We start from the raw sequence: 14,380 nt of genomic DNA, 5'->3' as shown, positions 1-14,380 counted from the left end.
CATCACCTAGTTGAATTCTCTTGTTTGCCCGAGTGGCCAATAAATGGCACACGTTTGCAAAACAACTTCAAAGCATGAAGGTAAATACCTTTAAAAATACTTAACGTCATAGCCGGAAACTGTTTAAGCACGGCACTAACCTGCTCTTTCGTGAGAGGGTGCTTTTGCAAACGCAGGGTTGCATCAAACAAAAGAGTGTCGTCTTTTTTATTTTCAATATGAATCATGGTGTTATCAGAATTCATTCTAATATGCCAATGATAGTTCATATCTAAGTTCATGAAAGGTGATACGGAGAAAACCTTTTTAAAGTTCACTTTTTTTTCAAGGGGTACGACATAATAATGACGCTCATTCCAAGGCGTATTGCTGACTTCAGCAAGCATGTGAGTGAACTCGCCATAACTAGTTTGAAAGAAGAAAAAATTAACCGGGCTAAAATAAATTCCTAAGCAGCGCACCTGTCCGAGCATAAAAACATGGGCAAATTCATCGTCAATGCCAAGCTCTTTAATTTTATTAAGTGCACGCTGTTTGAGTGGCAGCTGCATATCGGTTTGATAATTAAAATAGTCGCTCTGATTAAATTTGAGCGCCTTAAAGCCACTTAAGCCAAGCCAAGGATGAACACCATTAAGTTCATCAGGCTTAGCTAAATCAACCCACATCATATAAAGCGGGTACTTAAAGTGATGCTCTTTGACGGCAAAGCGCCTGTGGCGAACATCACCTACATATATGGCGCTATTCAAACTCGACTCCGAGTTGCTTTGCCACATTTACAGCACTTCTTACACCGTCTTCGTGGAAGCCGTTGTACCAGTACGCACCGCAAAAATAGCTATTATTTTTACCGTCAATAAGAGACTTTTGCTGCTGAGCGGCAATCGACTGTTTATTAAATACCGGATGATGATAGGTAAACTCGCGTAAAATTTTATCTTTTTTAATGCCATCAAGGTGGTTAAGCGTGACACAAAATTGCGTGTCGCTCTTAATGCCTTGCAAAATATTCATCTGATAAGTCACAACAGCAGCTTTGTCTATGTTGTTATTTAACAGATAATTCCAGCTCGCCCATGCGGCTTTGCGTTTTGGTAGCAGTGTAGTATCAGTGTGTAGTACCACTGAGTTAGCCGTATAAGGTATCGCTGATAGAACACTTTTTTCGTCTTCAGTCGGATCTAATAACAGTTTTAATGCTTGATCTGAGTGGCAAGCAAACACAACTTTATCGAATGATTCACTGTGGCCATCATCAAAATGAACATGCACATTGTCATCTTTTCGAGATACCGAGCTGATATTACTATTTAAACGAATTTTATCAGCAAAACCTTGGATCATAGGTTTAATGTATTCGCGAGAGCCACCCGGAATAACATACCACTGCGGGCGATTAGTGATATCCAACAAACCGTGGTTATAAAAGAACTTAACAAAAAACTCTACGCCAACCTGCGCCATTTCTTTAATGCTTGTTGACCAAATAGCAGCGCCCATCGGCAAGATATAATGAAAACGGAAGAACTCGTTAAAATCATGCTCGTCTAAAAACTCACCTAGGGTTTGATTTTCCTTGTAATTTTGTTCAGCATGCAATGATTTACAGACATCATTAAAGCGAACAATGTCTTTTAAAAGTTTCCAGAATTTAGGGCGAAAGATATTGCGCTTTTGTGCGAACAAACTCCAAAAAGTATGGCCGTTATATTCAAAGCCGGTTTGTTCGTTATGCACACTAAAGCTCATTTGGGTTCTCTGACGCTCAACGCCCAAGCGCTTAAGTAGTTTTTCAAAATATGGGTAAGTTCGGTCGTTAAAGACAATAAAGCCTGTATCAACAGCGTACTCAACGCCATCAACTTTTACGTCTATGGTTGCAGTATGGCCACCTATGTAGTCGTTTTTCTCAAATACGGTTACATCGTAGTGCTTATGCAATAGGTGCGCACAGCTTAAACCCGCTATGCCAGATCCAATAACAGCCACTTTTTTCAACGTGATAATCCTTTTGCAAGCTTCAGCCAAAGTGGCGTAGGAAGCATTCTTAAAAATTTTAAAATGAAGGTAAAACGGTGCGGAAAGTGCACTTCTTTGCGCCTTTTCGCGACCCCTTTATAAATATAATTTGCCGCTTTTTCTGCACTCACAGCCATAGGCATTGGAAAGTCATTTTTGTCTGTAAGCGGCGTTTTAACAAAACCTGGGTGAACTAAAGTGACATCGATATCTTTTAAATCAACCGCTAAGCTATTAGCTAAATAACTTACACCGGCTTTAGACGCACCATATGCTTGGCTGCGTGGTAAGGGTAAATAAGTCACACTAGAGCTTACGATCACCAGCTGACCACCGGGCTTTATTTTTGGTAATAACGCCTCCAGGCAATAGCCCATACTGAGCAAGTTGGTCGTGATCACCCGCTCAAACAAACTGCTGTCAAAATTGCGAGCATCATCAATGTATTCACAATTGCCAGCATTTAGAATAACCCGGTCAAATTGTGTATAAGCCACTGTGCTCGAACGAATATCTTGAAGGTCGGTTGCGTCAAACTGGCAAGACTCTATATTTTGATGCTGGCTCAATTTAGCAAGCTTTTCTGTATTCCTGCCACATGCAATGACCTGTTCATTATTGTCTGCATAAAGCGTTGCTAATGACTCGCCAATACCTGAGGTTGCACCTGTAATTAATGTTGTCATTATGCACTCGCTCTTTTATCGATGTATTTCACAGCCGAGCCAAGCACTGGAATATGCCTGTAGAGCATAGCACCTACGTCAAAATAATCGCGATGATTGATTATCTTATCGCCAGCAAATTTTAAACGGCTATGACCCGCAACCGAGATTGCTTGGCCTTTATTGAGCTTTGGATGGCGATAATGCATGGTCCAATAAATAAACGCGATGTCGTCTTTGCTCTGAATATTTTCAGTCACATAGCTGTCTTCGATAGCAAATTCACAAGAAAGCACATTGGCATAGAGGTTTTTAAAATAGTCACGCAGCTCCCCAAGACCATTTACCGCATGCAAGGGATCTGCAAACTGAATATCTGGGTGATAAATTTCATCCAGTAACTGTAAATTGTCTTTATTGAGTGATTGATAAACATCAATAAACCTATCAAGGATCGCCTTGTCCATGTCACACCTTAAATGCGTTTAGCGCTCGCTCTCGCGCGGCTTTATGATCAACAATTGCTGGCCAATAACTGCTCGACTTACCCTGTTTCGCTAAATAGTCATGCGGAAAATGGATTTGCTTAGCAGGAATTTTTTCCAGCTCTGGTAAATATTTACGGATAAATTCACCATCTGGATCAAATCGCTCGCTTTGGGTGATAGGATTAAAAATTCGAAAATACGGCTGAGCATCACACCCCGTACTTGCAGCCCATTGCCAGCCACCGTTGTTAGAGGCAAGGTCACCGTCTATAAGATGCTGCATAAAAAAGCGTTCGCCTTTACGCCAATCAATTAATAAGTGCTTGGTTAAAAAGCTCGCGACCACCATGCGTAAACGGTTATGCATCCAGCCAGTTTGCAGTAGTTGCCTCATTGCAGCATCAACTAATGGATAGCCTGTTTTACCTTCGCACCATGCTTTAAAGTCGCTTTCATCATCACGCCACTTCACGGCGTTGTATTTCTCATTAAAGTTATTGTATTTATTTAGACTTGGATAAATCGCGATAAGATGACGATAAAATTCACGCCAAATCAGTTCGTTAACCCAACAAAATAAGTTACTTTTACTGCTGCGTAGTACATCTGGGTGGCGCTGTTGGATCAGTGCCAATAATTGATGAACGCTGATAATGCCAAGTGCTAAGTAAGGGCTTAAACCTGAGGTGCCTTTAATGCTTGGGATATCACGATGGTCTTGATATGTTGCTAGCTTCTCTTCAATAAAGCGCGCGCAAACTTGGCTGAGCGTTTCATCATCAACGGGCCATTTTTCTGAGCTGCCGTCTGAGGCTAATAACTCATTTGGCTGCCACTCAATGGGTTCGAACATCTTAGGCGGCTCAGCAAAATAAAAGTGGGTGTCTTGATAAACTTTTAGCCATGCATTTTTAAATGGCGTGAATACTTTAAACATTTCGCCGCTTTGATTTTTGATGCTTCCCGGTGGCGCAATTACATCGCCATCGTATGCGTAAAAAGCAATCCCTTTACTATCAGCGTGCTGTAAAAAGGCTTTATCTCGGTTTACTTCATTAAGCTCATATTCGTTGTTAGCGTATACATTTTTTACTTGATGCAGCTCGCAAAATGACGCTAATTTTTCAACACAACCGGCGTAATCAGCTGCATCAATAATATGTAATTCAATACCTTTGCTAGCTAAAAGCTCCCCCAAGAAGCTAAGCCTACGCTTTAATAAATCTAGCTGGATAGCAGCCACATCATGCTTTTGCCATTGCTTTTCAGTAATAAAAAATACCGCATTTCTGCAACCATTTTCGATTGCCTGATACAAAGCGTCGTTATTAAAAAGGCGCAGATCGCGCCTAAACCAAAATAATGTATTCATTAAATTCCGTAGCGTAGTTTTAATTCGTTCGGATAGGGGTCAAGATACACTTGCTTAGCAAGATACTCGTTTGGATGCACTTTTAAATGATGCTTAATTAGCGTAAGTGGTACGTAAAGTGGCACTAACCCTTGTCGATATTCATCGATGGCATCTCGCAGTTCTTGCTTTTCAATCTTAGAAAGCGATTTTTTAAAATAACCTTGCAAGTGCATTAAGGTGTTGGCGTTATTTTTACGAGAAGCTGGTTTTTTAAGGGCTGTCATTAACCCTAAAATGTATTCATCAGCTAAAGTTTGGATATCTTCGCCATCAAAAGTGCCAAGTAGGTTTCCTAAACTACGGTAAGCTTCGTAGTTATGCGCCATCAATAAGTACTTATATTGGGCATGAAACTGAGTCAATCTATGTACTGTGAGTGGTTGTTCGCTTAATGTTTGCCAGTGCTTATAGGTATAAACACGCATTACAAAGTTTTCGCGAAGGTGCATATCATTTAAACGACCGTTTTCTTCGCAAGGTAACAATGGGTTATGTGCCATTATTTGCTCTGCAAAAAAACCCACACCTTCTGAAGTATTGCCAGTACCCGCTTCGTTATAAATTTTAATACGCTCCATTCCGCAACTAGGGCTTTTGGCACAAAATACAAAGCCGCTTAATTCTGCAGTTTGCTCTGTTGCCACTCGTTTGCCGTATTCAGTTAATTTAGGGCCAACATCACCAGTGCCATCTGGGCGGCACACTTTAATAGTATCGCCAACACGCACTTGACGAATAGTTGGTCGAGGGATTGGTAGCCCTACCGCTACTTCAGGACAAAACTTTTTATATTCAACATGGTTAGCCAACTCATCCATGCAAAAATTAGATTTTTTGTGCCCGCTATCAAAGCGAACCTTGTCGCCTGCTAAGCAGGCGCTTAAACCAATTTTAATTGTCGATTGCTGCATATAAACTCTACTAATAGATAAGATTTCCAATTGGGTTCAGTAATTTACTAATACCTTTATTGAAGTGTAGGGCACTACTAACAACTGTAAAGCACAAGCACCCTTCAATCGTTTTTGGTGTGTGATTGTGACGACCATCTAACATCATAAAGTCACCTGGTACATAGTGTCCGTCTTCATCACTAAACTCCCCATCTAATAATAATGTGAGCTCAAATCCAGTATGTGTGTGCTCAGGTATTTCACCACCCGCATCAATATGAAGCAGGCTTGCTCGTAATGGGCCATCCTCTAAATCAATACGAGAGCGGGCAAGTTTACCTATTTGCATAAAGTTACTGTGGCCAATACGCGTAAGTGCTCTAGGCAAAGTGTAGGTTTTATCTTTAACATCAACCAACACCTGTTCTTGCTCGTAAACTTCATCAATTGATTCATCAGCGGTGATGGCATCAAAAAGAGTTTTATCGAACATATCATCCAGGTCTGTAGCTGATTCAGTAAATACATTGTCAGCGTTTTTTGCTTCAAGCGCAGCGAGTTCTTTTTGACACACAGGGCACATTTCAACATGAATAGCGACTGCAACACTCAAAGTGGCAGGTAGATTACCTTCACTGAACTTGGCAAGTAATTCGTTGCTAGGATGGTGCTTAATCATGGTGATCTCCCATTTCATTGCGTAACTTTTGCAAGGCTAAGCGAAGACGAGATTTCACTGTGCCTACGGGAATATTTAAATGCTCAGCAAGCTGCTCTTGCGACATATCTTGAAAGTACACCCCGCGGACAACTTCACGTTGCGCAAGCGGTAATTTATCAAGGTATTGTTTAATCTGTTTATCTTCTAAGTGGTCACTAAATTCGTGCTGGCCCGGCAAGGCTTCATCAATCAATGGCCAGATATCTTCACTAATACACTCTTCTTTACTGCTCTTCATTTTTCTTAGCATATCGAAAGAGGCATTGCGCATTACTGTATATACCCACGTTGTCGCTGCACCTTTTTCTTTATGGTAAAGGTGTGCTTTACGCCAAACTGAGGTTAGTGTTTCTTGAACTAATTCCATCGCTTGTGCTTCAGAACCGAACTGCTTTATTCCAAAACGTTTAATTTTTGGTGAGAAATATTGGAAAAGTATTGCAAACGCACGTTTATCACGGTGCTCAGCAACAGCAAATAAAGCATCAGCAAGCTCTTTGCTTGGAGTATCTGGCATGGCAGAGTATTGACCTGTGTTAGGTTTACAACCTGTTTGAAGTTGTTGACTTACCATCTTTATGTCATCCAATTATTGTCGTTAGAAGTAATACGGCAAAAAGTTGATGTTAGATCACATTAATCAGTAAATTCGTTGTTGATTAGAGTATGGAGGAAACTTAGCAAGTTTTCAAAGTTAGATTTATAAGCAAGTTGTTGTTTTTTAACTAACGATATAGGCAAAATTTCAAGCCAGCGGGCAACAACCCAAGCAAGGTTATCGAATTGTGGGTCTTTATATAGGTCTGCTAAATCCGGCTGATTTGCAAATACAGCACGAAGTGTGTCACTCAATAAAGTGTTTTCGTCATTAATTGGCGTGCTTACGTACCATGAAGGTGACGTAATTATTTCGATGTCAGCATGTCGAAGTTGCTGCTTATCCTGAAAAGCGTTATGCATAGACACTGCATGCTCAGCATAAACATCAATTAATAATTGACCATTATCATCTTGATTGAAGTCGGTTATTTGCACTAAACAACCAATTTCGGGCAAGTTAAGATCTGTATCGTGTTGGTAAGTGCACAGCACAAAACCAGTGTTATCCTGTACAGCTTCTTTGACCATCGTTAAGTAACGCTGCTCAAAAATTCTTAGCTTGGTGAAACCTTCAGGTAAAATAAAAACCGGTAAAGGAAAAATCGCACGCTTCATAAAGTCTACTATTCTAAAACCACATGCCTTTAATTACGTGCGCTTTTAATCCGCCGATCAATATTTCATGAAATCTTAATATCTACTTTGTACCTTAGAAGTTGAACCATTGTGCAACGTTACGAAATAATTCGATTGATGCATATGCACTGAGTAAACTCAAAACCGGTGCAACCATAAGTAAAAATAAGCTGATTTCACTACTCATTGTCTTGTTTCCTTACTGCTTGTTTGTTGCTTTAGGAGCTTGAGCAACTTTTAACTCTTCTTCTTTAGAAGCAATTGCATCTTCACTCATGTAAGTATCTAGTAACTTTTGAGCATCAAACTCAATGCTGTTCATTACGCTTTCCTTCAGCTCGTTACTCGCTTGTTGAACATAGCTTTTAACAGATTGTGTAATTGTGTTGCTGATATCTAATTCAAAGTCAGTAGCACTTGCTTGAGTTGACCCTAATACAAGTAACGCAGCAGTAGTTAATTTAAGTGAGTTATTCATAGTGGTATTCCTTGTCTCTTTAAGTAATTAGTCGTAATTACTTAATCAAAGGTTGTGCCACCCTGAAAATAAATTTTAAATTATTGATTTTTAATATTTTAATTATTAATTGGTTTTTTAACCTTATTCAGGGTTGGTTAATAAAACCAATAGGTTTAAATGTTTTGACCAACATTTAGTGAAAAAATAAGCATTGCCAATTTCAGCGCACACTTGTACACTGAAACTGTTTTATTCACTCATTTTTAGTAGATAGATATGACAGAGCAACTCCCTTATTCACGCCAAGAAGAACAACTTAACGTGCTTACTCACAGCATGGGAGTCCTGTTTGCGGTATATGTACTGTGGGACTTAATTTCACAATCTAAAGTTGTGTCAGCTACGGTAAGTGCCATCGTGTACGGCTCAAGCCTACTGGTATTATTTTTAGCCTCGACCTTATATCACGCCAGTACCAGAGAGCGTATACGAGCCATTTATAAAAAATGTGATCACTGTGCAATTTACTTGCTTATTGCAGGTACCTATACGCCTTATTTGGTTATTTCGTTATCTGGGGCTTGGGCAATTGCTGCTTTGGTGTTTATTTGGACTTTAGCGCTTGGTGGCGTTGCATATAAATTACTGGTCAAAAACACGAATAAAAAAGTCTCACTCGCTACCTATTTGTTAATGGGTTGGTTTGCATTAGCACTTGTTTACCCACTTTATTTGAACCTTGATTTAAGCGCTTTATGGTGGCTGCTAGCTGGCGGGATTGCCTACAGTTTAGGCACTGTATTTTATAGCGCTAAAACCCGCCATTACAGCCATGCAATTTGGCATGTATTTGTGCTAGTTGGCTGTGTTTGTCACTACTTATCAATTAGTTTGTATGTTTATTAGTCCCATTGATGCAGGCGCATATTAATTTTAGCCTTATTAAAAGTAACACCTTCACTGAGTAGTTTTTGTCGTTGCTCAAGGTGTTTATTGCTACCTTCTGGAAACGATATTTTACCTTGGCTATTAACCACCCGATGCCATGGAATGCTTGAGCCCTCGGGCATCACTTTTAATAACCGCCCCACTAACCTTGAGTTATTAGGGTATCCCGCAAGCTTTGCTACTTGCCCATAACTGGCAACTTTCCCCTCTGGAATGGCACAAATAATGGTATAAATTAAATCTTCTTTAGTTGCCTGCTGCACGACTCGACTCCAAATACTGTTTACTGACCTCGCTAAAATCCTGCCAAATAGCTCTTGCAACAGGGCCATGATGAACTGAGTGCTGTCTAAATACACGAATTTCTGCGCCAAACTGGTGTTCACGATCGATAATTTTAATTTGTTGTAATAAACCAGCATCGATTTCCGCTTGGCAATGTTGCAAACTGATCATTGCCCAGCCCGCACCAGAGAGCAAAAACGACTTAACACTGGTTATATCGTCAATTTTCATTAATGCGGAGCCTAGCGTATAAGAAAGCCTATCACTGTCAAAACTCAAGTCACTTTCAAACATGGCTAAACACGGGTAATTTTGAATATCTGCAAAACTGATTTCACTTGGCACTACATCAGGCGCGCTAACTATACCTATATCAAATTTACCAATCGGTAAACTTTCGAGATCCCCTGTTGCATGAAACAAATCAAACCAAGGGCCAATTCCCAAATCAGCCTGATGACTATTAACCTGCTCTAGAGATACAAAGCGCTTACCTGAAGAAATACTAAACTCAGTACTAGCAAAACGTTTGAAGGTTTGGCTGATCACTTGGTTATAACTGTTTTGATGGCAAAGTTGCTCGTAACAAATTTTATAATTGGCTTCATTACCTAGTGCCAGCTCTTTAGCAAGTGAGCTTAACTCACTGTTTGCATTAAGTAATTGCTTGGCCTCACGATAAAAAATACGGCCCTTCTCAGTTAAATGTAACCTGTATTGGCTTCGGTCTAGTAGCTCAAATCCTAGCTCTGATTCTAGCTTCTTAATAGCTAACGTGAGCGCAGGTTGAGTCTTATGTAATTTAAGTGCGGCTTGGCTCAAACTAGTGCTTTGCACAATAGCATCTAGAATGATTAATTGATTTAAATTCATTAATGGCAAACTATATAAATAAAATTTATGCTGTTTCTAAAATTTAATAATTTTTATTTTATATCTTTGCAGCGTATCCTGCAGCAAATTTATGCTTTCTTATCTATGGAGAAGACAATGAGATTGGCAACCGCCGCGTTAATGAGCAGCATGTTATTGCTTCTTGCGGCATGTTCAGAGCAAGCACAGCAAGGTGAAGTAGAGCCGGTAGTACGTCCTGTTAAACTTTTTAATATTGGCAATAATTCAGAGCAAAGCATTCGCAGCTTTCCTGCTGAAGTGGTTGCTAACCAAGGTTCCTATCTCGCTTTTAGAGTAAATGGTGAGTTACTTGAGTTCCCTGCTCTTGCGGGCCAACACGTTGAAAAGGGAGAGCTTTTAGCAAAACTGGATCCTGAAGATTTTCAACTGCAGTACGAAGAACGTAAAGCACGCTTTGAACTTGCTGCGTCTCAACTTGAGCGTGTGCAAAAGCTTTTTAACCGCTCTATTGCCAGTCAATCTGAGTTAGACCAAGCCCTTGCCAATAAACAGGTTGCTGAGTCAGCGCTAAAAATTGCCAAAACCAACCTTGATAATAGTGAATTACGCGCGCCGTTCGCCGGTACTGTGGCAAAGGTATTTGTGAAAAACTTTGAAAATATTCAAGCAAAACAAAACATCCTTCGCCTTGAAACTCGCGATCTAATGGATGTGGTTATTCAAGTGCCTGAAAAGCTCATTGCACGTATCGATAAAGACGTACATTACCAACCAGAAGTTGTATTTGATGGTTACCCAAACAAGTCATATCAATTAACAGTTAAAGAGTTTGATACCCAAGCCGACCCAATTACTTTAACGTATAAAGTTGTGTTTTCATTGCCTGTGCCAGAAGACTTTAACCTACTTGCCGGTATGACTGGCCGCGTTGATATAGATTTAAGCAAAATCACCAGCTCACAATCACCTTATACATTACTGCCTGTTGAGGCGGTATTCTCTGAGCCTACTGAGTCTGAAAACAACAACAGCTATGTGTGGCTGTATGACGAAAACACCGGTTTAGTGCACAAGCAAGCTGTTGAAGTTGGCCAGTTACATCGTGATGGCATTGAAGTACTTTCAGGTATTAAAGAAGGCCAAATCGTTGTGGCTGCTGGCGTGCACTTTTTAGAAGAAGGTATGAAAGTGCGTCCATGGCAAAAAGAGCGAGGCTTATAATGAGCTTTGCAGCACTTGCTATTGAAAGAAAAGTCATTAGCTGGATGTTCGCGCTGTTTTTACTGATTGGTGGAACCGTCGCTTACTTTGGCTTAGGACAACTAGAAGACCCTGAATTCACCCTAAAAAAAGCCATGGTGATCACCCTTTATCCGGGCGCGTCACCACAGCAGGTTGAAGAAGAAGTCACCTTCCCTATTGAAAATGCAATTCAACAGCTACCGTATGTTGATTACGTAACCAGTATTTCATCACCGGGTAAATCGCAAATTACCGTCGAGATGAAAAGCAATTATCGTAAACAAGACTTACGTCAAATATGGGATGAGTTGCGTCGCAAAATCAATGATCAAGCATCGTCGATGCCCTCTGGTGTTTATCCTAGTAAAATTATGGATGACTTTGGTGATGTATACGGAGTGATGTATGCAGTCACTGGTGATGGTTATTCTTACGATGAGCTTAAAGATTACGTTGATTATTTAAAACGTGAACTGGTTTTAGTTAATGGCGTTAGTAAAGTAACCGTGGGTGGTGAGCAACAAGCACAAGTCATGGTTGAGATTTCAACCCGCAAACTTGCCCAATTAGGTATTTCGCCTAATCGTATTTATCAGCTTTTACAAACTCAAAATAGCGTGTCGAACGCAGGTAAAGTCCGCGTTGGCGATGAATCAATTCGCTTACACCCAACCGGTGAATTTAAAGACGTAAAAGAGCTCGAAAACTTACTTATTTCTAAGCCAGGTGAAAATGAGCTTATTTACTTAGGTGATGTTGCTACCGTTTTTCGTGAGTACGCCGAAGTCCCTAACAATATTATTCGCTATAACCAACAGCAAGCATTACTGGTTGGCGTGTCATTTAGCACAGGCGTTAACGTTGTTGATGTAGGCGCAAATATTGATGCCCATTTAGCGTCACTGGAATATCAACGACCACATGGTATGGAAATAAACAGCGTTTATAACCAACCTGCTGAAGTAGAAAAGTCAGTAAGTGGCTTTATTATCAGCCTACTTGAAGCCGTTGCCATTGTTATTATCGTGCTTTTAGTCTTTATGGGCTTTAAGAGCGGCGTATTGATTGGTGTAATACTCCTACTGACCGTACTCGGTACCTTCATTTTCATGAAGTTATTTGCCATTGATTTACAGCGAATTTCGCTTGGTGCTTTAATCATTGCCTTAGGGATGCTGGTAGATAATGCCATTGTGGTTACCGAAGGTATATTAATTAACCTCAAGCGCGGACAAACAAAACTGCAAGCGGCGACTAATATTGTTAATCAAACCAAGTGGCCATTACTGGGGGCTACGGTCATCGCAATTACTGCCTTTGCGCCGATTGGCTTGAGTTCAGATGCCAGTGGTGAGTTTGCTGGCAGCTTGTTCTGGGTGTTGTTTATTTCATTGTTACTAAGCTGGATAACAGCTATTACTTTAACGCCTTTCTTCGCTGATTTAATGTTTAAGCAAGCCACTGAAAAACAGCCGCATCACGATGAAGACCCTTATCAAGGTGTTATTTTTAATGTTTATAAAGGCGTGTTACATACAGCAATGCGGTACCGTAAAACCACGCTACTGCTGATGGTGATCCTGCTTGTTAGCTCAGTTTATGGCTTTAAATTTATCAAGCAGTCGTTCTTTCCTGCATCGAATACTCCTATGTTTTATGTCGATTATTGGCATACACAAGGCGCTGATATTCATACCACAATGGATGGTGTTGCAAAGCTCGAAAAATTCTTACAAGCCGACCCATTAGTTGAAGAAATAACCACAACGGTTGGTCAAGGTGCACCGCGTTTCATGCTGACTTACGCACCTGAAAAATCATACCCAGCTTATGGGCAATTGATTATTCGAGTAAAAGACCGCGACGCTGTTACAACCATGATCAAAAAAGTACGCGATTACCAACATGAACATGTACTTGATGCTCAGCTAAAAGTTAAACGTATGGAAATTGGCCCATCAACAGATGCAAAAATTGAAGCGCGTTTTTCTGGTGCTGATCCTGTGGTACTTCGCCAGTTAGCAAAAGAGGCGAAAGATATTCTGCATCAAGATGCGGGAGCATTTAATATTCGTGACGATTGGCGTGCTCGCTCAAAGTTAATTCGTCCGCAATTTAACGAGCAAAAAGCCCGTCGTTTAGGAATTGCCAAATCTGACCTTGATCAACTGCTGTTAACTAGCTTATCGGGTAAACAAGTGGGTGTTTATAAAGACGGCACACAAATGCTGCCAATTATTGCTCGCTCACCTGCTGAAGAGCGCTTAAACGTTGAAAGCCTGCGAGACTTACAAATTTACAGCCCAGTGTTAGGTGTATTTGTACCGGTGACACAAGTGGTTGATGATTTTGTTGTTGAGTGGGAAGACAGCTTGATCATGCGACGTGATCGTAAGCGTACCATCACTGTAATGGCCGACCACGATGTCATTGGCGATGAAACTCCAGCGAAGCTGTTTGCACGTGTTCGCAAAGACATAGAAGCTATTGAACTACCACGTGGTTATGAATTGCAATGGGGCGGCGAATATGAATCGTCAACAGATGCGCAAAAAGCTATTTTCGGTTCATTACCTCTTGGTTACTTAGCCATGTTCGCAATCACAGTGTTACTGTTCAATTCAGTTAAAAAGCCTTTAGTGATTTGGGCAACAGTGCCACTAGCCATTGTGGGTGTATCAGCTGGTTTATTACTAATGAATGCAGCATTTAGCTTTATGGCTCTGCTTGGCTTACTGAGCTTAAGCGGTATGCTCATTAAAAACGGCATTGTATTAGTTGATCAAATTAATCTTGAACTCGATAGTGGTAAAGACCCTTACAAAGCAGTATTCGACTCAGGTGTAAGCCGTGTTCGCCCTGTAGCGATGGCTGCAATTACCACCATTTTAGGCATGATCCCACTGCTATTTGACGTGTTCTTCCAGTCAATGGCGGTAACCATTATGTTTGGTCTTGGTTTTGCGACAGTGCTGACACTAATTGTTGTGCCTGTGCTCTATACCATGCTGTTTAAGATCAAAGTACCTAAACAGCGTCACGCTAATTAATACAGATTGACTCTCAACCAAAAGCCCTATCAGCAAACTGTTAGGGCTTTTTTCTGCTGAGTTAACACACGAGTTGAGGTGGGTGTCTAGTTATGGTGGGT

General features: G+C 40.6%; 15 protein-coding genes. 3 read left to right on the top strand and 12 right to left on the bottom strand.

Annotated elements, in window-relative coordinates; genetic code table 11:
• Window positions 1-2: 2 nt before the first annotated feature.
• The 10 genes from NFU46_RS10905 to NFU46_RS10860 form a co-directional block, all read right to left on the bottom strand.
• Entirely contained in the window at window positions 3-752 is a 750-nt protein-coding gene (locus NFU46_RS10905; protein ID WP_175080138.1) for a DUF1365 domain-containing protein, read from the bottom strand.
• Window positions 745-2,001, bottom strand: a complete 1,257-nt coding sequence (locus NFU46_RS10900) for an NAD(P)/FAD-dependent oxidoreductase (protein ID WP_251601785.1) — start codon at window positions 1,999-2,001, stop codon at window positions 745-747. Before NFU46_RS10900 ends, NFU46_RS10905 begins: the two co-directional genes overlap by 8 nt.
• On the bottom strand, window positions 1,998-2,708 hold the full coding sequence (locus tag NFU46_RS10895; protein ID WP_251601783.1) for an SDR family NAD(P)-dependent oxidoreductase: 711 nt from the start codon (window positions 2,706-2,708) through the stop codon (window positions 1,998-2,000). The genes NFU46_RS10900 and NFU46_RS10895 overlap by 4 nt, the downstream gene beginning before the upstream one ends.
• Entirely contained in the window at window positions 2,708-3,154 is a 447-nt protein-coding gene (locus NFU46_RS10890; RefSeq protein WP_105181833.1) for a nuclear transport factor 2 family protein, read from the bottom strand. The genes NFU46_RS10895 and NFU46_RS10890 overlap by 1 nt, the downstream gene beginning before the upstream one ends.
• A gap of 1 nt (window position 3,155) precedes the next feature.
• Window positions 3,156-4,547, bottom strand: a complete 1,392-nt coding sequence (gene phrB, locus NFU46_RS10885; protein WP_251601781.1) for a deoxyribodipyrimidine photo-lyase — start codon at window positions 4,545-4,547, stop codon at window positions 3,156-3,158.
• Window positions 4,547-5,500 (bottom strand): DUF523 and DUF1722 domain-containing protein, encoded by a 954-nt coding sequence (locus NFU46_RS10880; RefSeq protein ID WP_054551988.1) that lies wholly within the window; start codon window positions 5,498-5,500, stop codon window positions 4,547-4,549. The genes phrB and NFU46_RS10880 overlap by 1 nt, the downstream gene beginning before the upstream one ends.
• 10 nt (window positions 5,501-5,510) lie before the next feature.
• Window positions 5,511-6,161, bottom strand: a complete 651-nt coding sequence (locus tag NFU46_RS10875; RefSeq protein WP_251601779.1) for a ChrR family anti-sigma-E factor — start codon at window positions 6,159-6,161, stop codon at window positions 5,511-5,513.
• Complete coding sequence (locus NFU46_RS10870) at window positions 6,154-6,777, bottom strand: sigma-70 family RNA polymerase sigma factor (protein WP_251601777.1); 624 nt, start codon at window positions 6,775-6,777, stop codon at window positions 6,154-6,156. Before NFU46_RS10870 ends, NFU46_RS10875 begins: the two co-directional genes overlap by 8 nt.
• A 62-nt stretch (window positions 6,778-6,839) precedes the next feature.
• Entirely contained in the window at window positions 6,840-7,418 is a 579-nt protein-coding gene (locus NFU46_RS10865) for an LON peptidase substrate-binding domain-containing protein (protein ID WP_251601774.1), read from the bottom strand.
• 220 nt (window positions 7,419-7,638) lie between these two features.
• Window positions 7,639-7,917, bottom strand: coding sequence for a hypothetical protein (locus NFU46_RS10860; protein ID WP_054562366.1), 279 nt, complete (start codon window positions 7,915-7,917; stop codon window positions 7,639-7,641).
• Window positions 7,918-8,175: 258 nt separating this feature from the next.
• On the opposite strand from NFU46_RS10860, the gene NFU46_RS10855 reads away from it, so the two are divergent.
• Window positions 8,176-8,805, top strand: a complete 630-nt coding sequence (locus tag NFU46_RS10855) for a hemolysin III family protein (RefSeq protein WP_251601772.1) — start codon at window positions 8,176-8,178, stop codon at window positions 8,803-8,805.
• On the opposite strand, the gene NFU46_RS10850 is transcribed toward NFU46_RS10855, so the two are convergent.
• Together NFU46_RS10850 and NFU46_RS10845 are read right to left on the bottom strand one after the other, a co-directional pair.
• Window positions 8,802-9,110 carry an MGMT family protein gene (locus NFU46_RS10850; RefSeq protein ID WP_054562368.1) on the bottom strand — a complete coding sequence of 103 codons (309 nt, stop codon included), beginning with the start codon at window positions 9,108-9,110 and terminating at the stop codon, window positions 8,802-8,804. The genes NFU46_RS10855 and NFU46_RS10850 overlap by 4 nt on opposite strands.
• Window positions 9,094-10,005: a LysR family transcriptional regulator gene (locus NFU46_RS10845; protein WP_054562369.1), complete on the bottom strand. Its 912-nt coding sequence runs from the start codon at window positions 10,003-10,005 to the stop codon at window positions 9,094-9,096. The genes NFU46_RS10850 and NFU46_RS10845 overlap by 17 nt, the downstream gene beginning before the upstream one ends.
• A gap of 117 nt (window positions 10,006-10,122) precedes the next feature.
• On the opposite strand from NFU46_RS10845, the gene NFU46_RS10840 reads away from it, so the two are divergent.
• Window positions 10,123-11,208 carry an efflux RND transporter periplasmic adaptor subunit gene (locus NFU46_RS10840; RefSeq protein WP_251601770.1) on the top strand — a complete coding sequence of 362 codons (1,086 nt, stop codon included), beginning with the start codon at window positions 10,123-10,125 and terminating at the stop codon, window positions 11,206-11,208.
• Window positions 11,208-14,279: an efflux RND transporter permease subunit gene (locus NFU46_RS10835; RefSeq protein WP_251601768.1), complete on the top strand. Its 3,072-nt coding sequence runs from the start codon at window positions 11,208-11,210 to the stop codon at window positions 14,277-14,279. The genes NFU46_RS10840 and NFU46_RS10835 overlap by 1 nt, the downstream gene beginning before the upstream one ends.
• The last annotated feature ends 101 nt before the right edge of the window (window positions 14,280-14,380 follow it).

Origin of the sequence: Pseudoalteromonas sp. NCCP-2140 (genome assembly GCF_023708065.1) — a bacterium.
Lineage (GTDB): Bacteria > Pseudomonadota > Gammaproteobacteria > Enterobacterales > Alteromonadaceae > Pseudoalteromonas.
The sequence above is the reverse complement of the archived record's forward strand: the minus strand, read 5'-3'. Positions and strand labels throughout refer to the sequence as shown.